Source organism: Streptomyces sp. NPDC023481, assembly GCF_055560195.1.
On record NZ_JBVHJE010000016.1, the window covers coordinates 12,951 to 35,703 of the forward strand.

The window sequence follows — 22,753 nt, forward strand, 5'->3', positions numbered from 1 at the left end:
GCGGCTGCCGTTGCCGTGCGCCCGCCCGTTCGCCGGCGGCCCGGAGGCACTGCGCCTTTGTCGAACTGTGCTTCACACCGACCTACGCCTCGTGGGCGAACCGATCGAGGCGCACTCTGGACCGTTGAGGCAGTTCACCGTCTGAGGCAGTTTACCGTTGCCAACTCCGACCACCCCCATCAGACCGTGCAGACCCGGGCCCTGCACGCCTACCTGTGCTGGCGCAACGCCAACGCCCGCCACCGCGACGTCCTGCCCGCCGAACGTAGGGCGGTCCCCCAATAGGTGAACGTTCAACGCCTACCGGGCCCCTCCGCGGGCGTCAGTGAGCCGATGCGGCGGCGTCGTAGGTGGCGCGAGCGGTGGTGATGTCGGCTCGGTGGCGTTCTGCCCAGCCGACGAGCCCGGTGAGGGTCGCGTGGAGTTCGCGGGCCATGGGCGTGAGGCTGTATTCCACCTTGGGCGGCACGGTGGGGTAGACGGTCCGGATGAGCAGGCCGTCGCGTTCCAGCTTGCGCAGGTTCAGGGTGAGCATGCGTCGGCTGATGCCCGTGATGGCGCGCTCCAACTCGGTGAACCGGACCGGCCCGTTCGCGGCGGCGACGAGGATTCCGATGCTCCACTTTCCCGCGACATGGTCGAGGACCTCGGTGAGCGGGCACGCCTCGTTGCTGACCTGGTCGGACACATCGGTGTGACTGCGTGACACGAAAGTGCCTCCTTCCGGTGCGCGTCATGGTTACAGAGGATGACGGCTGTAACAAGTCGTGCACCATGGGAAGGGGGCCTCGTGCCCAGATCCGTCTCCTCGGCAGCAACATCCCGTTGGGCGGCCTTGGCCGTGCTCTGCGCCGGTCAGTTGATGGTCATCCTCGACGGCACCATCGTGAACGTGGCACTGCCGGCTATCCAGCAAGACCTCGGATTCTCCTCGTCGACCCTGGCCTGGGTGGTCAACATCTATCTGGTCCCCTTCGGCGGTCTGCTGCTGCTCTCCGGTCGGCTCGGCGACCTGATCGGGCGCAAACGCATCTTCATTATTGGCTTGAGCATTTTCACGACCGCCTCGCTGCTGTGCGGAGTGTCGCAGGATGCGGCCATGCTGCTCGCCTCCCGGTTCGTCCAGGGCATCGGCGGCGCGGTGGCCTCCGCCGTCACCCTCGGCATGGTCGTGACGCTGTTCCCACAGCCGAAGGAACGGGCCAAGGCCATCGGCGTCTACAGCTTCGTCCAGTCCGCCGGTGGTTCGTTGGGCCTTCTCGCCGGCGGCGTCCTGACGCAGACCATCAGCTGGCACTGGATCTTCTTCGTCAACGTTCCGATCGGCATCGTGGCCGCACTGTCGGCCGGGCGCATGCTCGCGTCCGAGCACGGCACCGGCCTCGGTGAGGGGGCCGATGCCGTGGGCGCGCTCCTGGCCACCTCCGCACTGATGCTCGGCGTCTACACGATCGTCGAGACCGCCAGCTACGGCTGGGCATCCGCGCACACACTGGGCTTCGGCGCTGCGGCACTCGCCCTGCTCCTGGCATTCGTCACCCGCCAGGCGAAGGCGAGTCACCCGCTCCTGCCGTTGCGCGTGTTCCGCTCGCGCAACGTCTCAGGAGCGATGGGCATCCAGGCCCTCATGGTGGCCGGGATGTTCAGCTTCCAGTTCCTGTGCGTGCTCTACCTGCAGAAGGTGCTCGGCTTCGACGAGGTCCACACCGGCCTCGGCATCTTCCCGGTCTCGGTCGCGATCGGCGCACTGTCGCTCGGCTTCTCTCCCAGGCTGATCTCACGCTTCGGCCCCCGTGCCGTACTCCTTCCAGGACTCTTCCTGATCACGACGGGCCTCGCCGTCCTCGGCCGCGTACCGGCAGGCGGGAGTTACCTCGTGGACGTCCTGCCCGCGCTGCTGCCGCTCGGTATCGGCTTCGGCCTCGCGATGCCGTCGCTGGCCACGCTCGCGATGTCAGCGGCCACGCCCCAGGACTCGGGGATCGCCTCGGGCATGTTCAACACCATGCAGCAGATCGGCAGCGCCTTCGGCCTCGCGGCCCTCAGCACCCTCGCCGCCTCGCACACCCATACCCTGCTGGGCGACGGGACCAACACCATCTCCGCACTCACGGGCGGCTACCAACTCGCCTTCCGCATCGGCTCGTGCATCGTCGCCGCTGCTCTCCTCCTCGCCGCCGCTCTGCTGCGCACCCCCACCACGACACAACGTCCAGCGGCCGAGAAGAAGCCGGTCACCGAGAACGCCACTCGCTGACTACCCATCCACCGGGATGCCATCGTCGACGGATCCCGAACGGGGTGATCTTCGACAAGCTCATCGAGGTGCTGGTATCCGGGACGAGTGAGCGAGCCGGGGGGCCCCGCCACCCACTGAGCGGAATGATCACTCACCAAGGTGAGTAGACAGTGTCTACGCAGGCTGGTAGACACTGTCTATGACTGATGAGAGCTCCCTTCGGGAGCGGTTGATCGATGTCGGGGTCGACCTTGTGCTGAGCGAGGGCTCCGCGTCCGTGGGCCTGCGGGAAATAGCCCGTCGAGCGGGGGTGTCGCACGGCGCGCCGCGTCGGTACTTCCCCACGCACCAGGCGCTGCTCTCGGCTATCGGCCGTCGCGGCTTCGAGGACCTCGCAGCCATGTTCGAGGCCGCGGTCGCCGGCACGACCACACCGCGCGGCCAGTTGGAGGCCCTGGCTCGGGCGTACGTCGGGTACGCGCTGGAACGCCGCGCCATGTTCGAGCTCATGTGGCGGCACGACCTGCTCGACGGCGCGGCGCAGGCATCGGACCAACCGGGGCTGCGCGAGTCGACCCTCCCGCTGTTCGAGCACTTCACCGAACTCGTCGCCCGATGCCTACCGGAGCGGGATGCCGCGCGACGCGCCGACGGGCCGAACGAGGCCGGACCTCCGCCCGCGGTGACCGCCGCCGCCCTGTGGTCGAACCTGCACGGCATGGCCCAGCTGTGGGCCTGGGGCAGCCTGCAACTCGCCCTCGGCACCCCACCGCCGGACGGCGCCCCCGATGACGACCAACGCGACCGGCTCATCGTGGCAGTTCTGGACGCCCATCTCGGCCCGGTGGCCTCATGACCGCACCCGTACAGCGGCAGATCGCACTTCTGGTCAGCGTGGTCGGCGCGGTGATCGTCGCGCTGGACGGAACCATCCTGCTCATGGCGCAGCCCGGCATGCAGCGTGATCTCGGCGCGAGCGTGACGCAGATCCAGTGGACGAGCACCGGTTACCTGGTCGCCGTGGCCGCGTTACTCGTGATCGCCGGGCGTCTCGGGGACCGGTACGGGCACCCGCGTCTGCTGTTCGTCGGCGTCCTCGGCTTCGGGGCCGCCTCGGCCGGGATCGCGCTCGCGCCGACCGTCGGCTGGGTGATCGTCCTGCGCGCGGTGCAGGGCGGGTTCGCCGCGTTCCTCCAGCCTGCGACGCTCGCGCTGCTACGGCTGGCGTATCCCGCGGACCGGCTCGGCACGCCGATCGCCATCCGCACCAGTGCGATCGCGGTGGCGGCAGGGTCCGGTCCGCTCCTGGGCGGTGTTCTCGTGGCTCATCTGGGGTGGCGCGCCGTCTTCTGGGTCAACGTGCCCCTCGCGTTCGGCATCGCCGTCCTCGCCCTCGCCGTCCGGACGCCGGCACCTCAACGTGGCGACTCCCCACGGCTCAACCTCACCAGCGCGGGCCTGCTGGCGGTCGCGCTCGCCATCCTGGTCCACGCCTTGGCCGACGTACCCGCGCGGGGGTGGACCGCCGCGCCGACGCTGTTCGAATTCCTCGCCGTCATCGGCGTCGCAACGGTGCTCGCCTGGCACGAACGCCGCACCACGCACCCGATGGTTCCACCAGCCGTAGCGCGGTCCGTACCGGTGACGGCCTCGATGACGATCCTGCTGGTCACCACCGCCGGCCTGTTCGGCGCGCTGTTCAGGGCCACCTTCTACCTCCAGGACGTACTTCGACTCGACCCACTCGACAGCGGTCTGCGCGTGCTCCCGCTGACCGTGCTCATGGTCCTCGGCTCACCCGCCGCGGTCACCGCACTGCGCCGGTACGGTGCGCGCCGCACCGCCATCGCCGGTACGGTCCTCGTCGTGGTCGGCATCGCGGGGCTGTCCCGGCTCGGTCCCGCCGGCACATGGATGGCCATGGCTGCGGCCTTCGCCGCCATCGGTGCCGGGTTCGCCACCGTGATGGTCACCGCCACCGGGACCGTCGTCGGTGACGCGCCGCCCGGGTACGCCGGGGTCGTCAGCGGGCTCAAGCAGACCGCCATGAACATCGGTCCGACCTTCGGCATCGCCGTCGCGGCCAGTGCAACCGGCACGGCTGCTTCAACCATGAGCTCCACTCTGCTGATCCTGGCCGCACTCGCCGCTCTCGGCCTGCTGCCCGCCTCGCGGCTGCCCCGGCGCCCGGCTCATCAGGAAGACGACGACACGACCGCTGCGCCCCCGATGCAAGCACCAACACCACCGGCGGCACCCGCCCCCACGTACAGACAGTTGAGCAACCGCCGAGCATAACCAGGCTGATCCGGTCATGTTCCAGACCGGCCGAGCTCCAGCACGAACTGATCGTGGCGAACACCAACCACGGGCTCGCCTCCGCCCGCGCCCGGGCTCCCGGCCGAAGCCCACCGAGGACCAGGCCGCGCTCACCACTGCCGATGGTTGCCCGGGCTCACCCGGCGAGCTGATGGCCGGCCTCAGCCATGAGACCTGCGCCGTGATCGGCGAGGTATTTCCAGCCCGACGTGCCGGGTCCGGCTTGCCCGACGATCTGTTCAGCGGCACTGACGCGGCCAAGGAACCCGTGAGCGCGAGCAACGGCAGGATGGTGCCCGCGAGCCGTATCGGACACGGGCACCATCTCCGGGTGCCAGGGGCGGCGTCAGCTGCGCAGGAGCCGTAGGTCGATCGCGTCGGCCATGGCTTTCATGCCCTGGTCGTTGGGGTGGATGTGGTCGCCCGAGTCGTAGGCCGAGTCGAGGGCGGCCGGGTTGGCGGGGTCACGCATGGTCTTGTCGAAGTCGATGACGCCGTCGAAGGCGCCGCTGGTGCGGATCCACCGGTTGACGCGCTGGCGGATCGCCTCGGCGGCAGGGGTGTAGTAGCCGTTGCCCTCGTCGGGCATCAGGGTCGCGCCGATGACGTGGACGTGGGCGGCCTGTGCCTCGTTAATCAGCGTGCGGTAGCCGTTGATGAGGTCCTGGGCGGTCAGCGGACGGCCGTCGGGGCCGGCGTTGTTCCCGATGTCGTTGATGCCTTCGAAGAGGATCACGTCCTTGACACCGGGCTGGCCGAGGGCGTCGTGCCGGAAGCGCTTGAGGGCGCTGACCCCCTGCCACAGGTTCGGTACGTCGGTGAGGACCCGGTTGCCGCCGATGCCGGCGTCGACGACGCTCAGCCGCTGCGGGTTCGGTCCGGCGCCCAGCCGGCGCCCGAGGAAGTCGGGCCACCGGGTGTAGGTGCCGGTCGAGGAGTGGTAGCCGTCCGTGATGGAGTCACCGAAGGCGACGACCGTGCCGCGCGCGGTCGGTGACACGACGTCGAGCCCCGCCAGGTAGTACCAGGAGGTCGTGGTGGTGCCGAAGGCGTCGGCGCTGTCGTCACCGGTGTGGTTGCCGGAGGCGATGTAGGTGGTGTCGAACGCGTCGGAGTGCCAGGTCGACATCCCCGTCGTACCGGGCACGTAGAGGCTCACGAGCAGGTTCTCCCCGGCGCGGACCGAGATCGGGACGGCGTCGCTGACCGCTTCCTCGCCCGCGGGGAGCGTGACGTGGCGGGATCCGCCGAAGGTGACGTTGCGCGTGGTGCCGCGCGTGGCTTCTCCACCGCTCGCCTGGACGGCCATGTCCACGGCGCTGACGTCGAGCGGGGTGGTGCTGTACCGGTTGGACAGGGTGATGCGTGGGCCCGAGCCCGAGACGCTGCTGTGGACGACCATCCGGAGGGTCCGGTCGGTGAAGGACGGGCCGCCGGTCGTCATGCTGGGCGACCAGGCGCTGACCCGGGTGCCCTTGCCCTGCGTCGAGGGCGTGGCGGCGCTTGCCGCATGCGCGGTGCCCAACGGCACAGCCGTCAGGGCCAGGCCGGTCAGCGCGCCCAACACGACCAGCAGGGTTCTGCGGCGCGGTCGGCGACCCGCCGCCATGGTTATCTCATCCGGGGACATGCTCGATCTCTCCGCTCTTCTCAGGGTTTGCGTCCTCAGCCGAGATCGCGCAGCGTGACGGACTCTCCGGGCTTGAGGCTGATCCTCCGTGCGGCGGCGCCCGCGAAGACGGTGGTGTCCCGGCCGCCGACGCTCTTCAGCGTCACCTGGGTGGCCTTGCCGTTCTTCCACTTCAGGTCGACGACGAAGCCGCCGCGGACTCCGATGCCGGACACCGAGCCGGAGGCCGCCCAGGCGGCGGGCAGCGCGGGCAGCAGTTCCACGTGCCCCGGTCGTGAGTAGACGAGCATCTCGACGATCGCGGAGGGTGTACCGAAGTTGGCGTCGATCTGGAAGATGCCGCGGCCTTGTCCCATGTCCATGATGTCGAAGAGGTTCGGCGCCGTGCCGTTGCCGCCGTTCACCGAGGGCTTGAGGTTGTTGATGACGAGCTGGTAGGCCTTCTCCGCGTTCTTCAGCCGGGACCAGCACAGGCTGCGCCAGGCGTTGGACCAGCCGTAGCTGTTCATGCCGCGGGCGGTCAGGAGGGCCGTGGCGCCGGCGAGGATGTCCTTCGGGGTGGAGTCGTCGGGGCGGATGCGGTCGCCGGGGAAGAGGCCGATGAGCGGGGAGAGGTGCCGGTGTGTGGTCTCGCCGAGGTTGTCGGGCGACATCCACTCCTCCAGCCAGCCGGTCTTGGGGCTGACCACGGGCAGGTACAGGCGCCGGCGCAGACCGTCGACGGTCGTGCTGTAGGCGACGTCCTTGCCGAGCAGCCGGGTCGCGGTGTGGTAGTTGCCGAACAGGTTCCAGACCAGTTCCTGGGCGTAGGTGATGCCCTTGGCGTCCAGCGGACCCTGTTCGGGGGACCAGTCGCTGTCGGCGACGAGGACCTCGCGCGAGGCGCCGGAGGCGTCGGTGACGGTCGTGGTGATGAGGCGTGCCTCCCAGAACTGGACGGCGCCCTTGAGGAGGGGGTAGATCTTCTGGAGGTAGGCGCGGTCCTGGGTGTATTCGTAGTGCTCGAACAGGCTCTGGCAGAGCCAGGCGTTGCCGGCCGGATGCCACCACCAGCCGCCTCCGCCGTAGGGGTTGGTGGAGATGGCTGTGGTCCAGCCGGCGATCTTCCCGCTGGAGTTGCGGTATCTGTTGGCCGGGCTGTTGAACAGCCGCTGGGTGACGTCCGTCCAGGAGGGCAGCTGGGCGAGGCAGTAGTCCGCGAAGGCGTCGAAGCAGCTCGACAGGCCGGCGCGGTCGGCCATCCAGTAGTTCATCTGGACGTTGATGTCGGTGTGGTAGTCGCCCATCCAGTCCGGGTCGTTGCCGTCCAGCCATGGGCCCTGCAGGCCCATCGGCAGGGTGCCCCGCGATCCGGAGATCATCAGGTAGCGGCCGAACTGCAGGTACGCCGCCTCGAGTTCGGGGTCGGGGACGTCGTCCCGGTAGCGGGCCTGTATCCGTTGCCAGGTGTCCAGCCTGCGCTGCGCGGCGGACGAGGTGCCGAGGTTGATGTCCAGCTGCTCGAACACCGGCCGGAAGTCGGCGACATGTGTGTGCAACAGGGTGCTCGCGGAGTGGCCGGCCGCGTCGAGGACCTTGGTACGCGCCAGGCGCTCCGGGTCCAGGGACGGATCGCGGAATCCGGCGGCCGCGTCGGGTGCGTAGTCGGTGCCGCCGCTGATCACGACGGTGAGGTCCTTGCAACCCTTGAAGGAGATCGACGCACCCGTCACGGAGACCGTGCCGCTGCTGCTGTGCGCGGTGACGGCAGCACCGTACGTCAGCCCGTTGGCGAACGAGCCGCCCAACGAGGCGTAGCGCCCGGGGCTGTTGACGGTGGTGTTCTCGCCGTGGGTGCCGACGAGGGTCATGTTTCCGGTGTAGGTGCCGCCGCCCTGCTGGGAGAAGTACAGGACGATGACGTCGTCGGGGCGGCTGGCGAAGATCTGCCGCCGGTAGGTGACGCCGGACAGGTCGTAGGAGGCGCTGACGACGCCCTGGGCCAGGTCCAGGGTGCGACGGTAGTTGTCGACGGAGCCCAGGTCGTGTGCGGGGATGTCGACGGTGAGCTTCGCGAGCAGGGTCAGGGACCCGAAGTCGTCGCGGCCGTAAGGAAACTGGCCGTCGCTCTGCAGGGTGTCGTTGCGGCCGCCGGTCCACAGGGTGGCGTCGGTGATGGTCAGCAGTTCGCTGGAGGGGTCGTTGCTCACGAGTGCCCCGAGGCGCCCGTTCCCTACTGGCAGGCCCTGCTGGATCATCGAGTCGGGGGAGCCGGGAGCCTGCCACCACAGCTGGTTCTTCGCGGCGGCGGCCGCGGACAGCAGGGGGGAGGAGGTGGGGCGGGCGGGGGCGGCCGACGCGGTGAAGGCGGGCAGACCGCCGAGGGCGGCGGCCGCGCCGGCGGTGGCGGCGAGAGCGAGAAAGCCCCTGCGGCTCGCGCGGTTGTCGCGCGATGCGGTGTGATCGGTGTGCTGGGTGTCCACGTTGTGCACTCCATGTCCGGAGAACGGCGCATGCGGGAACGACGGATGGGGGCCGTCGGGAGTTGCGTGAGGCGAGGACCCGGGCGGCGCGCCCGGGTTGCGGGACCGTGTGCGGGCGGGGACGGTCCTTCGGCGCGGGCCCGGGGCGTGTCACTCCCGGGACCCGCGGGAAAGTGGTCAGGCGGACTTGGGTACGTCGATCCTGTCGATGTCGGGTGAGTAGTCCCAGCCGCTGTCGAACGTGATGGTGTTGGTGCCCGCCTTCAGTGCCAGCTGCACGCTGACGGTGTCGACCGTGCTCCAGTCGCCCGTGGCGGGGAATTTCATGCTGGTGCCGTTGCCGCTGTTGGAGTAGACGGTCACCGAGCGCGGATCGCCGCTGACGTAGTCGACGTTGACGGTGTAGACGCCGTCCTTCTTCACCGTGATGTCGTTGAACTGCAGCTTGCTGTCGAGATAGAGGTTGCCGATTTTCCTGCCGCCGGAACAGGAGTCGCACGCGGCGGCGGAGGCGTTGCCGGTGAGGGTGTTGTCCGCCGACTCGGCCTCGTAGCGGGTGACCGGCAGGGGGGTACCGCCGGGCTTGACGGTGAACAGCCGTGAGCCGTGTGCGGGCAGCGTCGCGGTGATCCTGTTCTTGTGCGTGCCGAGGCTCTGGTGGTTCCACAGGTCGCGTACGGAGGCGGCCCCGGTGAAGCCGAAGGACGCCCAGTCGGCGGTGACGGAGGCCGGCGAGCTGCCGAGGTTGAACAGGGCGACGGTGTAGGTGCCGTTGGCGTTCTTCGTTCCCCAGACCTGCTGGTCGCCCATCGGTGTGACGGGGCGTGCGACGGGCGAGGTGTTCTGGTCGACGGCGATGACTTCCTGGTTGGTCAGCAGGGAGAGGCCGTAGCTGTCCAGCTTGGTGAGGTCGTCGCCGGTGAACAGGGGCGACTTGTTGATGGCCCACAGAGTCATGTAGCTCTGCCGCTCTGCGTTGGTCAGGCCGTCCATCGCCCCGTTGCCGACGTCGACGGCGTCGAGGTCGTTCCAGCCGCCCGGGCCTGCCTGGTGGCTCCACGCCGGGGCGTCGTTCCACCGGTCGTTGACGGAGTTCTCCCAGGTGACCAGGGTGTTGCAGTAGCACTCCACGTCGGTGTCGATGCGCCAGCCGTTGGAGTACTTCTTCCAGTCGGCGGCGTGCTGGATGTCGAGCGACCAGGACAGCTCCAGGTGGATGGGGCGCCCGGTGGCGGCGATGGCCCGGTGCCAGGCGGCCACGTCCGCAACGTTGTTGTAGTTGTCACCGGACTTGAACGAGCCAGGGCCCACCCCGTCCAGTTTGAGGAAGTCGTAGCCCCAGTCCGCGAGCATCCGCGCCTGCGCGTCGATGTACTTCTGCGCGCACGGGTTGTCGAAGTCCAGCTTGTAGGCGCTGTCCCAGCCGTTGGTGGTGCGCAGGTCCGGATAGACGACGTCGGCCGTGGTGCAACCGGGGGCGTTCCCTATCGGCACCTTGCCGTCACCGTACGCGCCCTTCTCCAGGCCGACGGGCAGGTAGATGCCGGCCTTGAGGCCCTTGGCGTGGATATGGTCGGCGACCGACTTCATGCCGTGGGGGAACCGGACCGGGTCGGGTGTCTGGCGGCCGTACTGGTCGAACTCGGATGTCCAGTTCTTGTCCATCCACCAGCCGGCGTCGATGTTGACGTAGTCGTAGCCGTACTTCTTCAGCGTGGCGGCCAGGGCGTCCGTCTGCTTCAGGACGTTCGCCTCGGTGAGGTAGCTGTAGTTGCCGTCCGGGTTCAGGCCCGGGTACTGGGAGGACTGCATGCTCCAACTGGACCAGCCCATGTACGGCCTGGCCGCGAGGCCGGAAGTGGCGTCCACCGTCGTGGCGGCGGAAGTGACGGCGGTGCTCGTGGACTTGGCGGTGGCGGCCATGGCCTGGCCGGCGGCCGAGACCGCTGCGGCGAATCCGGCCGTGACGGCCAGCACCAGCATCGCTCGGAGGGTACGGCGCGGGAGGCCGGGGAGGGCTCCGCGCAGGGCTCTGTACGGGGATGACCGCATGGGTCGCCTCCTGGGGTGAGGGAGCGGAATCGGTTCGGTGGCACCCGGTGGGGGACGGGCGTAGGCCGGGCAGGGGAGGGGGGTGAGGTGCCGGGCAGGAGGCCGGTTGGAGCGGCCGAGTGGCCGGCCGCCAGGGCGTCGGGTCGGTGGCTCAGCCTTTCCCCGAGGCGATGTGAGCCCGCTGATGGGCTGTCGCCGCGACCCGAAGTGCGCCGGGGGCATGGGGATCGCGGTCACGAGAGCACCGTCCGCGACCGGATGGGACCGAGTAACCGTCTTTGAACCGGACCGGCCCCTGCGCCGCAGGCGGCGAGAGCGGGGCAGGGCCGAAGTGGCGGCCCCGAGACCGAACGGCACCCGGAACACCGTGCGGCCGGCGGTTCCCGCGACTGCCTACGGGCTGCGGCTCTGCAGCGTCATTGCTACTCCTCGTACGTGTCTGACCCCATGAAGGACTGGATGGCGGTGGCCGCGGCTCCACGCGCCCACTCCTCGAAGGGCAGGGGATGTGTCACCACGTCGCACTGCGCGGCGGTGCCGAAGGCGGACGCGGCGAACGCGTCCCGGATGCCCTCGGCGAAAAGGTCGTAGGCGGCCAGGCCCTCGCCGGAAATGACCACCCGCTCGGGACCGACAAGGTTCACCAGGAAGCCGATGGCCTTGCCGATGGCTTTGCCGGCCCGGGCGTAGACCGCTCGGGCACCGGGGTCTCCGTCGTGGGCCAGGGCCAGAGCTCCGGCTACATCGGTCACCTGCCTGCCGGTGGCCGCGCGCACCGCGCGGAGTATCGCCGGGTCCGCCGCGATCGCCTCCACGCACCCTCGGTTGCCGCAGTGGCAGAGCGGGCCGAGCGGGTCCAGCGCCAGGTGCCCGATCTCGCCGGCCACGCCGTGCGCCCCGGACACCACCCGCCCGTGGACCACCAGGCCGCATCCGATTCCGGCGCCCACGGTCACCAGAGCGAAGTCGGAGAGCCCGACTCCGGCGCCGAACCAGTGCTCGGCGACCGTGAGTGCCCGTACGTCGTTGTCGACCGTGACCGGCAGCCCGGTCGCGGTCCCGACGATCTCGGCGAGGGGTACGTCCCGCCACTCCAGGAAGGGGGAGTAGCGGACCACACCGTCCGCGCGGTCCACGTCCCCCGAGATCGCGATGCCCAGGCCGCGTACCCGTACACCGAATCCCTCGGCCTCGGTGAGCAACTCCTGTACCAGCGAGGTGAGGTCGGGGAGCACCGCGTCCGGCTCGCGGCCGGTGAGCCGTACGCGCCGGGAGATCCGGACACGGCAGCACAGGTCGGCCAGCGCGCCGATGATCTCGTCGCCCGTCACCTTGATGCCGATGAACAGCGCTTTCCCCCCGTCCACCCGCACCAGGTTGGCCGGCCGTCCCACCGAGGGCCGTGCCTCTTCGTCCACGCCCTCGACCAGATAGCCGAGTTCCATCAGCGGACGGACCGCTTTGGTGACGGCTGCCGGAGAGAGCCCGGTACGCCGCCCCGCCTCGGCCCGGGTGAGCGGACCGTGTGAGAGCAGGGTGGTGAACACCAGGGAAGTGGCCGGAGTCATCGTGACGGCCGACTCACGGGGGGATGCCGTGCGCATGGCCGGAAACCTAGGGCGACTCTTTTCTGCTGTCAATGAAAAAAGCATCCCTCTGCTAAGAGACTCGGCTGAGGGCTTTTGTGCCTATGAAAAGCAGGTATAGCCCGTCGATTGGGGCATGATCGAAGGAGTGATCAGCTGCCCGCCGACCTTGGGCGGCCCTCTCCCGCCCGGCTTGCACGCAGCCCGCCTCGCATGCGAGAAACCCCGGATCCGCCCGGCGATGCCGGACGGATCCGGGGTGTTGACCGCCCCCGATGCCCGGTGGGGCTACGGATAGCTGGTCAGGTCGGCCACGTTGGTACTGGAGTTGGACGGGCCACCGGTGTTGTTGATGACATGGCTGATGGTGCCGACACCGCCGAGGGATACGGTCACCATGCTGGTGAAGCGGACGTTGGAGTTGTTGGGCGCCTCGATGGCGTGCGCGGCGACGACGCCGGGGTTGACGTTGAAGTAGCAGTAGCTGCCGAGGCCGTACGCCTGGTGGCTGGTGACGGAGTCGGCGACCTTGTAGGCGGCGTAGCCCTGGGTGGAGCCGTTCATCCAGGCGGACTGGTTCGGCGGGTCGTACGGCATCTCGTTCTGGAAGAAGTAGGTGCGGCCGCCGTTGCCGTTCCAGATGACCTGGTACTTCTGGAAGTGCTCCACGAACAGGCCGTACATGGTGACGTTGTTGCCGTTGACGACGAGTCCGGTGTCGGCGGTGTTGCTGGTCCAGCCGACGCCGCTGCCGTGGTCGGCGCGCCAGATCCAGGTGTGGTCGCCGATGACGTTGCTGCTGTTGACGATCAGGCTCGTGGTCGCCTTGCCGACGCCGGCGCCGCCGATGCGGAAGTAGACGTCGTGCAGGGAGGTGGGGTCGGCCGCGTGGGACGCGGAGGAGCCGGTCGGCCCGACCTCCAGCAGAGAGGGCGAGTTGGTGGTGCCGGCGTCGAAGAGCAGGCCGGCGATCTTCACGCCGTCGACGTCGGCGACCTTCATAGCGGTGACGCCGTTGTCGGGGACGAAGGTGGCCAGACCCAGGCCGAGGACGACGGTGTCCGCGCGGTTGACCTGGAGAGTCTGGTCGAGGTGGTAGACGCCGGGAGTGACCAGCAGGTTCTTGCCGGCGGCCAGGGCGGCGTTGATCTGCGCGGCGGTGGCGCCCGGCTTCACCACGTAGAAGGTGTCCAGCGACAGCGACGTACCGGAGGCCCCGTTCGCCCAGCTGATCCCGGTGGAGTTGGCCCGCGGGGACGGCACGAACACCTTGTACGTGCCGTCGCCGGCAACGTAGAGGAACGGCTTCTCCCGGCTGGTCGGGGTCTGCGCGACCGTGGTGTACGGGGGGCTGGGGAAGCTGGTGGCGGGGACGCCCGTGCTGCCGACGAAGACCATGTTCCAGTTGGAGCCGGTCCAGCTGCCGAGCTGGGAGTTGCGGGTCAGCCACTGCTGCTGGGTGCCGGAGTTGACCTGTCCGTCGACCTTGCTGTCGGCGAGGTATCCGCCGGAGGACCAGCCGCCGTCGTCGAGGGCGAGGTTGCCGCGCAGGTGCATCCGGCGGTACGGCGCCGCCTGCGAGACGGCCCAGCGGTCGCTGCCGCTGGTCGGGTTGACGGACAGGTTCTCCGCGCCGCGCCAGAAGTTCTGGGTGGCGTTGCCCTGGAACCAGTCGGCCTCGGCGTGCACGGCCCCGTTGATCGTCACCGCGTCGGGCGACAGTCCGAGGCCCAGCGCCTGGGTGTAGAAGCCGACGTTGACGTCGGCGTTGTAGGCGCCCGGCTTGAACAGGACGGCGTAGCGCTGGGAGCCGAACTGGTTGGTCTGCTGCTGCTGGAAGATCGAGTCGAGCTTGCTCTGGATCGTCGAGGAGGACATCGACGGGTCGAAGATGGCGACGTTCGGGCCGAGGTCGGGGTCGGTGGCCGACTGGGTCACGGGGACGACCTGGAAGCGCTGGGCGGCGGTGCCGTTGCAGGTGTACTGCACGAACTGCACGCTGTCCGCGGTCGACGCCCCCGGGTCGTCCAGGCACTTGCCGCTGTTGCGGTTGACGAAGTGGTAGGCGCCTCCGCCGTCGTCCACCGGCAGCCACTGCTGGTTGCCGCCGCCGCCGTACGCCCACAGGTGGACCTGCGCGTTGTCGGCGGTGGAGAGGTCGGCGACGTCCACGACCTGGGTGGTGTCGTTGCCGTTGTTGATGCGGACGTATCCGTCGCTGGTGGCGGCGAAGCTCCACTGCTGCGCCGTGGTGCCGTTGCACGTGTACTGCTGCACGACGGTGCCGTTGGCGGTGGCGGCCGCCTTGGCGTCGAGGCATCTGCCGCTCGCGGCGTTCATGACGGTGGCGAAGCCGGTGGGCAGCGCGGTGGTCGCGGCCCGTGCGGGAGCGCCGGTGAGCAGGGACGCGGCCGCCACGGCGACCAGTGCGGCCGCTGTGGATCTGCCGCGGCGTGATGGGGAAGGCATGGGTTCTCCTAGCCGGAAGCGGGGGTTCGGCCGAGGTCGGGACGGCCGGGGGTGTCAGCCGGTGTAGGCGGCGAAGACGCGGGTGTAGTCCCAGTCGGACTGGGCGACGCCGGAGCAACTGTCGGCGGGACCGCCGGTGCAGGGCCGGTCACGGTTGGCGGACCAGAAGGTCAGCCGGGCGAGGTGGTGCTGCTGGGCGTAGGCCAGGATGGTGCGGAAGTCGTTCACCGTGACGGTCTCGTTGTTGTCGGTGATCCCGTTCATGGACGAGATGCCCATGTCCCGGTAGGCCTGGTCGTCGCTGTAGTGGTAGGCGTTCTTCAGCGCGTTCTTCAGGCCCTCGGCCGCCTGCGTGGTGAGGTTGCCCATGTTCTGCCCGGCGCCGCCGAAGTCGAACGGCATGATGGCCCAGGCGTCCACGGTCAGTCCGGAGGAGGCGGCCCGGTTGATGAGGCTGGTGTCGGGGCCGGACTGCCCGGTGCCCTGGGTGATGTACACCTTCAGGCCGGGGTTGTTCGCCTTCACGGTCTTCAGGGCGTCCACGGTGCGCTGTTGCACGGTGGCGCTGTTGTAGGCGTCGGCCTCGATGTCGATGTCGATCGCCCTCAGGCCGTAGGCGTTGATCACCTTCTGGTAGGCCGCGGCGAGTTCGCCGGCACTGGAGCAGGAGCTCTCCAGCTTGTTGCCGCTGTAGCCGCCGAAGGAGGGGATCACGTCACCGCCGTTCGCCCGCACGGTGTTGACGGTCTGCTGGTCGACGCCGCCGGTCAGCGGGCGGCTGCCGTCCCACTGGGGGGTGCAGTAGCCGTTGCTGAGCACGAAGGCGAGGGTGAACCACTTCACGCCGGTGGCCTGGGTGATGGTGGTGGGGTTCGGCGGGCTGCCCCAGCCGTTGTACAGGTACGGCGCCACGGCCATCGGCGCGGAGGGCGTCGGGGTGTCGCCCGCGGCGGGCGCGTTCCACTTCTGGTTGGCGCCGCCGCTGCAGCTCCAGATCTGTATCCGGCTGCCGTTGGCGGAGTTGTTGTCGGTGACGTCCAGGCACTTGTTCGCCTGGGGGTTGACGATGTCGTGGGCGGCGGTGACGGTCCACTTCTGGTTGGCGCCGCCGGTACAGGTCCACAGCTGCGCCTTGGCGCCGTCGGCCGTCGAACTGCCGGTGACGTCGAGGCACTTGCCGAGGGCGCGGATCGTGCCGTCGCTGCCGACCGTCCACTGCTGGGCGTTCGTGCCGTTGCAGTCGTAGAGCTGGACGGGCGTGCCGTCGGCGGAGCCGGCCCCGGCGACGTCGAGACACTTGCCGGCGAGGCCGGTGATGGCCCCGGTCGCGGCCTGGGCGGGTGAAGCGGTGAGCAGGGCGGAGGACAGGGTGAGTACAGAGACCGACAGGGCGGCGGATGCGGGGAAGTACCTGGCTCTGGACATGGCGCGGCGGCCTTTCGTGGGGGATGGGGTGCTCGGGCCGCGTTCGCCTGGCGAACGGTCGAGCGCACGCATGGGCGTGTGGTCGTCCGGAGAAACTAAAGGTACGGACCAGTTCCGTCAAGGTGTGAAGTAAGACGTGCAGGAAGGGGGTTGGGTGTTGGCTCACACAGTGCACGGCGGCCCATGGGGTGTGGCACTCTCGTTCCCCACGCATCCCTTGGTGTCGCCCACATGACCAACCGCCGCCCCGTCGACCTGTGCGGCCGCCACATCGTTGGGGGCTCCGAGCTATTGGTCCGGTTCGGCGACGCCGCGTTCGCCATCGCGACCGTCGTTCACGCCGTCGAGGTCGCCTGGTGCTCAGGATCGTTCACTCTTCATTCTTTTCATCCGGGCTGATTGTATTCACACTTGACCAGCCGTGGAGCGGGAGCCGCCTGAAACGATTAGGCGTGCCCGATGAAACGAGTAAACGCTGCCGAATGAGAGTTCCAGGACGAGGGCACACCGCTTTCATCGGCGTTTCTCACGCGAATTGCAGAGAACTCTTCGGGGTGCCTCATGGAATGGACACAGCCTTGATCCATGCCTACCTCGAACACCATCGAGACGACCGATGGACGAGCCTTACCCGCAGCGCTCGCCGCCTGGCCGGTGCGGGATCCCGCACCGGCCAGGACGCTGCTGGACATCCTGGACGCCACTGTGAGAGCGCATCCCGACGCCGCGGCCCTCGACGCGGGCGGCACGGTGCTCACCTACCGGGCGCTGTCGGAACGGGTGCGGGCCCTCGGCGACCGCCTGGCCCGGCTCGGCGTCGGCCGCGGCGACCGGGTGGGCGTGCGGGTGCCCTCCGGCACGGCCGACCTGTACGTGGCGGTGCTGGGCGTTCTCGGCGCCGGAGCCGCCTATGTGCCGGTGGACGTCGACGACCCGGACGAGCGGGCGGAGACCATCTTCACGGACGCGGCGGTCTGCGCCGTCGTCGGCGAGCAGCTCGCCATCACCCCGGTGCCCGGCGTACGACCCCACGGCCCCGGCGGCCTCCCCACCCCCGGGGACGACGCCTGGATCATCTTCACCTCCGGAACCACGGGCCGCCCCAAAGGAGTTGCGGTGACGCACCGCAGCGCGGCGGCGTTCGTGGACGCCGAAGCCCGGCTCTTCTTGCGGGAACGCCCGCTCGGCCCCGGAGACCGCGTGCTCGCCGGGCTCTCGGTGGCCTTCGACGCCTCCTGCGAGGAGATGTGGCTGGCCTGGCGGCACGGTGCCTGCCTCGTCCCCGCCCCACGGGCGCTGGTGCGCAGCGGGGCGGACCTCGGACCCTGGCTGGTGGAACGCGCAATCACCGTCGTCTCCACCGTCCCCACCCTGCTGGCGCTGTGGCCGCAGGAGGCGCTGGCGAACGTTCGGCTGCTCATCGTGGGCGGCGAGACCTGCCCGCCCGAGCTGGTGCAGCGGCTCGCCGTTCCGGAGCGGGAGTTCTGGAACACCTACGGTCCGACCGAGACCACCGTCGTGGCCTGCGCCGCGCGGCTGCGGCCCGGTGAGCCGGTGCGGATCGGCACCCCCCTGGACGGCTGGGAGATCGCCGTCGTGGACGGTGAGGGCCGCCCGGTGCCGTGGGGCGGCACCGGTGAACTGCTGATCGGCGGCGTCGGCACGGCCCGCTACCTGGATCCGGCCAGGGACGCGGAGAAGTTCGGCGCGCACGGGGCGCTGCGCAGCGAACGGGTCTACCGGAGCGGCGACTTGGTGCGCGCCGAGCCCGAGGGTCTCGTCTTCGTGGGCAGGGCCGACGAGCAGGTCAAACTCGGCGGCCGCCGGATCGAACTGGGCGAGGTGGACGCCGCCCTCCGGGCTCTGCCGGGGGTGCGCGCCGCAGCGGCGGCGGTCCAGGCCGCCGAGGCGGGCGGCCCCCTGCTTGTGGGCTACCTCGTTCTGGAGGACGGCACCTCCTTAGACCCCGGCCTCTGCCGCAAGCTGCTGCGGGAACGGCTGCCGCAGGCCCTGGTCCCGGTGCTCGGCGTGGTCAGCGACCTGCCGGCCCGTACCTCCGGCAAGGTGGACCGCAAGGCTCTGCCCTGGCCGCTGCCCACCCTCGCGGACGACGGCGACGGCGAGGACGGGGAACCACCGTCGGACGGCACCGCCGCCTGGCTCGCCGAGCGGTGGCGCTCCGTCCTCGGCGTCACCCCGAAGAGCGGCAGCGACTTCTTCGCCCTCGGCGGCACCAGCCTCACCGCCGCCTCCCTGGTCTCCCTCCTGCGCGAGCGCTACCCCAAGGCGTCGATGGCGGACGTCTACCACTTCCCGGTCCTGCGCCGGCTCGCCGAGCGACTGGACGAGTCAGGATCGGCGACCGGCAGTGCGCGGGAGGTACGTCCCACGCCTCGCCGCACCGCGATCGTTCAACTCCTCGTCACCACCGTGCTGCTGGGCGTCGCCGGACTGCGCTGGCTGACGGTCCTGGCGGCGGCCGACGACCTGCTCGGCCCGGTTCGCTGGGCGCCACACGTCTCCTGGTGGCTGGTCGCGGCAGGCTGGCTGGTGCTGTTCAGCGCACCGGGCCGGGCCGCGATCGGCGCGGGCGGCGCCCGGCTGCTCACCCGCGGCCTGCGAGCGGGCAGCTATCCGCGCGGCGGCCGGGTCCATCTGCGGCTGTGGGCGGCGGAACGGCTGGTGGCCGCCTTCAACGTGGCATCGGTGGCCGGCACCCCCCTCGCCTCCCGGTACGCCCGCTGGCTGGGCTGCGCGGTGGGCGATCACGTCGATCTGCACGCGCTGCCGCCGGTGACCGGCTTGGCGGGGTTCGGTGCCGGCTCCAGCATCGAACCGGAGGTGGATGTCGCAGGCTGGTGGCTCGACGGTGACGTTCTCCACGTCGGGAGCGTGTGGGTGGGTCCGGAGGCGCGCGTCGGAACGCGCAGCGTCCTGATGCCCGGCGCGGACATCGGCGCCGGGGCGGAGATCGCACCCGGCAGCTGCGTCACCGGCCCCGTCCCCGAGCTCGAGTACTGGCACGGATCCCCCGCCCGGCCGGCGGACGGCGACACGGCCGGCGCCGTGCGGGACTGGCCTGCACCGACGCACCGCACCTCCCGCCGCTGGGAGCTGGCGTACCTGCTCTCCCTGCCTGCGCTCCAGGCACTGCCGCTGCTCGCCGCCGCCCCCGCGGGGATCACCCTGTTCGTCCTTCTGCGGCACGCCACCAGCTACGGCCGCGCCGTCGAGCTGCTGCTGCTCCTGTCCGTCCCGGCCGCCGTCCTGGCCTACGCCTGCTACGCGGGCCTGCTCGGGGCCGCCGTCCGCCTGCTCGGACGCGCCCTCACGCCGGGCCTGCACCCCGGACGCGGAAGAACCGCCTGGGCCGCGTGGCTGACGCACCGCCTGATGGATGCCGCCCGCAACCAGCTCTTCCCGATCTACGCCTCCCTCCTCACCCCGGTGTGGCTCCGCCTGCTGGGTGCGCGCGTCGGGCGCCGCGTGGAGGCCTCCACCGTCCTCGGCCTGCCCGCTCTGATGACGCTCGACGACGGTGCCTTCCTCGCCGACGACGCACTCGTCGCCCCCTTCGAGGTGCGCGGCGGCTGGCTGAGGCTTGGCGAGGCACACGTGGGCCGGCGAGCCTTCGTCGGAAACTCCGGGATCGTCGGCCCGGGGCGGCGGCTGCCGGAGGACTCCCTCGTCGGCGTCCTCTCCGACGCCCCGGCCGAGGCGGCCCCCGGCTCCAGCTGGATCGGCCGCCCCGGACTGACCATCAGCCGCGTCGTGGAGCCCGCGGACGTCAACCGCACCCACGAGCCACCGCGCCGCCTGGTGGTGGCGCGCGCGGCGGTGGAACTGTGCCGCCTTCTGCCGCTGCTGGTCGTCGCAGCCCTCGCGGACGTCACCACGGTCGCGCTCCAGGAAGTCCTGAACAGCGCCGGGCTCGCCGTGGCCGCGCTCGCCGCCGGACCGGTGGCACTCGTCTTCGGCGTGCCGGCCCTGCTGACCACCACCGCTGCGAAGTGGCTACTGGTGGGCCGCTTCCGCCCCGGCCGGCACCCGCTGTGGAGCTCCTTCGTCTGGCGCAATGAGCTGTATGACGTGTTCGTGGAGGAGCTGGCGATGCCCTGGCTCGGCCAGGCCTTGCTGGGCACACCCTTCTTCAACTGGTGGCTGCGCACCCTGGGCGCCAGGGTCGGGCGCGGCGTGTGGTGCGAGTCCCACTGGCTCCCCGAGACCGACCTCGTCCGCCTGGACGACGGCGCCAGCGTCAACCGCGGCGTGGTCGTCCAGACCCACCTCTTCCACGACCGCCTGATGCGGATGGACACCATCCGCCTGCACCGGGGCGCCACCATCGGCCCGCACTCCATCGTGCTGCCCGGCTCCACCCTCGGCCAAGGCGCGGCGATCGGCCCCTCCTCCCTGGTGATGCGCGGCGAAGAGGTGCCGCAGGGCACCCGGTGGCTCGGCAACCCGGTCGTGGCCTGGGACGCACCGCCGGCCCCCGTCGCCCGCCCGGTGTGAGGCGAGGTCGCGGCGGCACCGACGGTCGTCGGGCGCGCAGACACCACCCGTGACGTCGACAGGGCACGGGCCGACAGCGGTCCGTGCCCTGCAGCCTCCGCCATCGGGGCGCTTCGGCGCGCTTCGGCCCGCGGTGGACCGCGACGCCACGGCGTCGACGCCCCTCAGCGGTGCGTCGATGTCTCAGGCGTAGGGGTCGAACGAGATGCCGGAGGGCTTGGAGTAGGCGAGGTTGTCATTGAAGGAGCCGTCCTTGATCTTGATCGTGGCCTCGCCGAAATCGGCGGTCATGAGCTTGTCGCGGTAGCCGGCCGGATAACCCTCCCAGCCGACCAGGCGCGGGTAGAACCAGCCGCCGGTGGCATTCTCCGGTGGTTCGTCGTTGCTGTTCGCGAAGCGGAAGTCGTGGGTCGACACCCCGTCCTTGTGGTACACGATCTTCGGGTGGGTTCCGTCGAAGCGGACCGAGGAGCTCGGACTCACCAGCTATGAGGAGTGCTGTGACACGGAGACGTACTGGACCTGGTTGTCGGAGATCCACACGATGACGTGTTCCCAGTCGTGGGTGTGACCGATGGCCGCCGGCCCGAGCGTGGCCTGATCCTTCTCGAAGTAGCTGGCGTACATGACGGCGCACCAGCCGTTGTTGCACTTCTCGCGCGAGTACGTGTTGGCGTTCTTCAGCTGGGCGGGATCGTGGCAGTGGCCGTTCTTCACGTCGCCGCCCAGCGGCAGGCCGGGGTTGACGGTGCCGTCCGCGCCGATCGCGGCGGTGGCGTAGCAGCCGTCGCCGTCGTAGTCGTAGGCGGGGGAGAACGTCTGCTCCAGTCCGTCGGCGTTCTGCGGCAGGAGGGTGAGAACGTCGGCGTTCGCGTCGGCCGGGAACGCGAGGACCAGGGCCGCGGCGGCAAGGACGCCGGTGAGCGCGAGGTGGCGGGTCCTCTTGCCGGGGCGCTTCGTTCGGCGGGGAGCGGTTTCCGCTTGCGGGACGGGTGACGAGGATCTGCCGAGCACTCCAACTCCTCTTGTATGAAGGCAAGTTGAGGTGAGCCTCTTGCTTTCCCGCATCGAGATCAAGAGGCGTCGCGGATGTGCTGGTCGTGCCGATGGCCGTGCCGTCGACGACCGGTCGGCGCAAGGTGATCACGACGAGGTCGACCAGGGTGTCCGCAGACGGGCGATGCGCGAGGACGTCTTCGGGTGTCGGAACCTGACGGGTCGGGCGAGTTCAGTCGCCGGTCAGGGAGGTTCCGGTGTCGGCGGATGTACGGAGCAGGCCCACGAACATGGTCTGGTGCAGCGTTTCCACATGGCGCCGGGCGACTTCCCCGGCGGCGGCGGTGTCCTTGCGGCGCAGGGCGTCGAGGAGGTCGCGGTGCTCGCGGTTGGAAGCGCGCAGCGCGTCCATGGGGTAGGGCAGGTAGTAGCGGTAGAGCTCGCGCAGGACCGCGCCGTAGGGGCCGGTGATCGAGGAGCTGCCGGTCGCCTCGGCGAGCCGGAGGTGGAAGCGCTCGTCGCAGCCGTGGAACTCGGCCCAGCTGGGCGCGCGGTCCATCTCCTCGACGAGTTCCCGCAGCTCGGACAGGTCCTCGTCGCGGGCCCGGACCGCCGCCAGGTGGGCGATTCCGCATTCCAGGGCGAGCCGGTGGTCGATCAGTCGGCGCACGGCGTCGCCGGCCGTGCGGTACACGTCCGTGGTGAGGACGGTGCCGGGAGTGGGGTGCGCGGCGACCAGGGTGCCCCCGCCGCGCCCGCGGCGGCGCTCCAGAACGCCGTCGGCACACAGGGATACCAGGGCTCGACGGACGGTGATCTCGCCGACGTCCAGGGCCTGGGCGATCTGCGGGGTGCCGGGCAGCCGCTCGCCGGGGGTCAGCAGGCCCAGATCGACGGCCAGAGCGATCCGGGCCCGGACCGCTTCCAGGGCGGACAGCCTGCGCACGCCGCTGAGTTCGGGGGCCGTGAGGCCGGTGGTCGGGGGGTGGTCGCTGCCGGGCATGGCGTCACCCTAACCAGCTTCGTTGATCACCGCTGAAAATGCTCATCTTGAGCACTC

General features: G+C 70.1%; 12 protein-coding genes and 3 pseudogenes. 6 read left to right on the forward strand and 9 right to left on the reverse strand.

Annotated features, from left to right (window positions below; translation table 11 throughout):
* Positions 1 to 59 precede the first annotated feature (59 nt).
* A pseudogene (locus ACZ3ZD_RS27510) lies at positions 60 to 285 on the forward strand (IS630 family transposase); the annotation flags it as partial.
* Between the two features lie 37 nt (positions 286 to 322).
* Here ACZ3ZD_RS27510 and ACZ3ZD_RS27515 read toward each other — a convergent pair.
* The gene (locus tag ACZ3ZD_RS27515; protein ID WP_467402627.1) at positions 323 to 709 is read right to left on the reverse strand and encodes a winged helix-turn-helix transcriptional regulator; all 387 of its coding nucleotides are present in this window, start codon (positions 707 to 709) and stop codon (positions 323 to 325) included.
* 153 nt (positions 710 to 862) lie between these two features.
* Between ACZ3ZD_RS27515 and ACZ3ZD_RS27520 the strand changes: the two genes are divergently transcribed.
* The 4 genes and pseudogenes from ACZ3ZD_RS27520 to ACZ3ZD_RS27535 all read left to right on the forward strand — a co-directional run bounded on the left by ACZ3ZD_RS27520 (position 863) and on the right by ACZ3ZD_RS27535 (position 4,537).
* Complete coding sequence (locus ACZ3ZD_RS27520; RefSeq protein ID WP_467402630.1) at positions 863 to 2,257, forward strand: MFS transporter; 1,395 nt, start codon at positions 863 to 865, stop codon at positions 2,255 to 2,257.
* 2 nt (positions 2,258 to 2,259) lie between these two features.
* A pseudogene (locus ACZ3ZD_RS27525) lies at positions 2,260 to 2,346 on the forward strand (IS5/IS1182 family transposase); the annotation flags it as partial.
* Positions 2,347 to 2,438: 92 nt separating this feature from the next.
* Positions 2,439 to 3,095, forward strand: coding sequence for a TetR/AcrR family transcriptional regulator (locus ACZ3ZD_RS27530; RefSeq protein ID WP_467402632.1), 657 nt, complete (start codon positions 2,439 to 2,441; stop codon positions 3,093 to 3,095).
* Positions 3,092 to 4,537, forward strand: a complete 1,446-nt coding sequence (locus tag ACZ3ZD_RS27535; protein ID WP_467402635.1) for an MFS transporter — start codon at positions 3,092 to 3,094, stop codon at positions 4,535 to 4,537. Before ACZ3ZD_RS27530 ends, ACZ3ZD_RS27535 begins: the two co-directional genes overlap by 4 nt.
* Before the next feature lie 367 nt (positions 4,538 to 4,904).
* Here the strand turns inward: ACZ3ZD_RS27535 and ACZ3ZD_RS27540 are convergent, their stop codons facing one another.
* From ACZ3ZD_RS27540 to ACZ3ZD_RS27565, 6 genes are all read right to left on the reverse strand, one after another.
* The gene (locus tag ACZ3ZD_RS27540; protein ID WP_467402639.1) at positions 4,905 to 6,167 is read right to left on the reverse strand and encodes an SGNH/GDSL hydrolase family protein; all 1,263 of its coding nucleotides are present in this window, start codon (positions 6,165 to 6,167) and stop codon (positions 4,905 to 4,907) included.
* Positions 6,168 to 6,223: 56 nt separating this feature from the next.
* Positions 6,224 to 8,650 (reverse strand): glycosyl hydrolase family 95 catalytic domain-containing protein, encoded by a 2,427-nt coding sequence (locus ACZ3ZD_RS27545; protein ID WP_467402642.1) that lies wholly within the window; start codon positions 8,648 to 8,650, stop codon positions 6,224 to 6,226.
* A gap of 177 nt (positions 8,651 to 8,827) precedes the next feature.
* Positions 8,828 to 10,702 (reverse strand): alpha-galactosidase D, encoded by a 1,875-nt coding sequence (locus tag ACZ3ZD_RS27550; protein ID WP_467402644.1) that lies wholly within the window; start codon positions 10,700 to 10,702, stop codon positions 8,828 to 8,830.
* Between the two features lie 422 nt (positions 10,703 to 11,124).
* The gene (locus ACZ3ZD_RS27555; RefSeq protein WP_467402646.1) at positions 11,125 to 12,306 is read right to left on the reverse strand and encodes an ROK family protein; all 1,182 of its coding nucleotides are present in this window, start codon (positions 12,304 to 12,306) and stop codon (positions 11,125 to 11,127) included.
* Between the two features lie 270 nt (positions 12,307 to 12,576).
* Complete coding sequence (locus tag ACZ3ZD_RS27560) at positions 12,577 to 14,757, reverse strand: RICIN domain-containing protein (protein ID WP_467402649.1); 2,181 nt, start codon at positions 14,755 to 14,757, stop codon at positions 12,577 to 12,579.
* A 54-nt stretch (positions 14,758 to 14,811) separates the two neighbouring features.
* Entirely contained in the window at positions 14,812 to 16,182 is a 1,371-nt protein-coding gene (locus ACZ3ZD_RS27565; protein ID WP_467402652.1) for a lectin, read from the reverse strand.
* Between the two features lie 585 nt (positions 16,183 to 16,767).
* Here ACZ3ZD_RS27565 and ACZ3ZD_RS27570 point away from each other — a divergent pair.
* Entirely contained in the window at positions 16,768 to 20,697 is a 3,930-nt protein-coding gene (locus ACZ3ZD_RS27570) for a Pls/PosA family non-ribosomal peptide synthetase (protein WP_467402655.1), read from the forward strand.
* Positions 20,698 to 20,880: 183 nt separating this feature from the next.
* On the opposite strand, the pseudogene ACZ3ZD_RS27575 reads toward ACZ3ZD_RS27570, so the two are convergent.
* Together ACZ3ZD_RS27575 and ACZ3ZD_RS27580 are read right to left on the reverse strand one after the other, a co-directional pair.
* Positions 20,881 to 21,765, reverse strand: a pseudogene (locus ACZ3ZD_RS27575) (NPP1 family protein).
* Positions 21,766 to 21,925: 160 nt separating this feature from the next.
* Positions 21,926 to 22,696, reverse strand: coding sequence for a FadR/GntR family transcriptional regulator (locus tag ACZ3ZD_RS27580; RefSeq protein ID WP_467402657.1), 771 nt, complete (start codon positions 22,694 to 22,696; stop codon positions 21,926 to 21,928).
* Between the last annotated feature and the right edge of the window lie 57 nt (positions 22,697 to 22,753).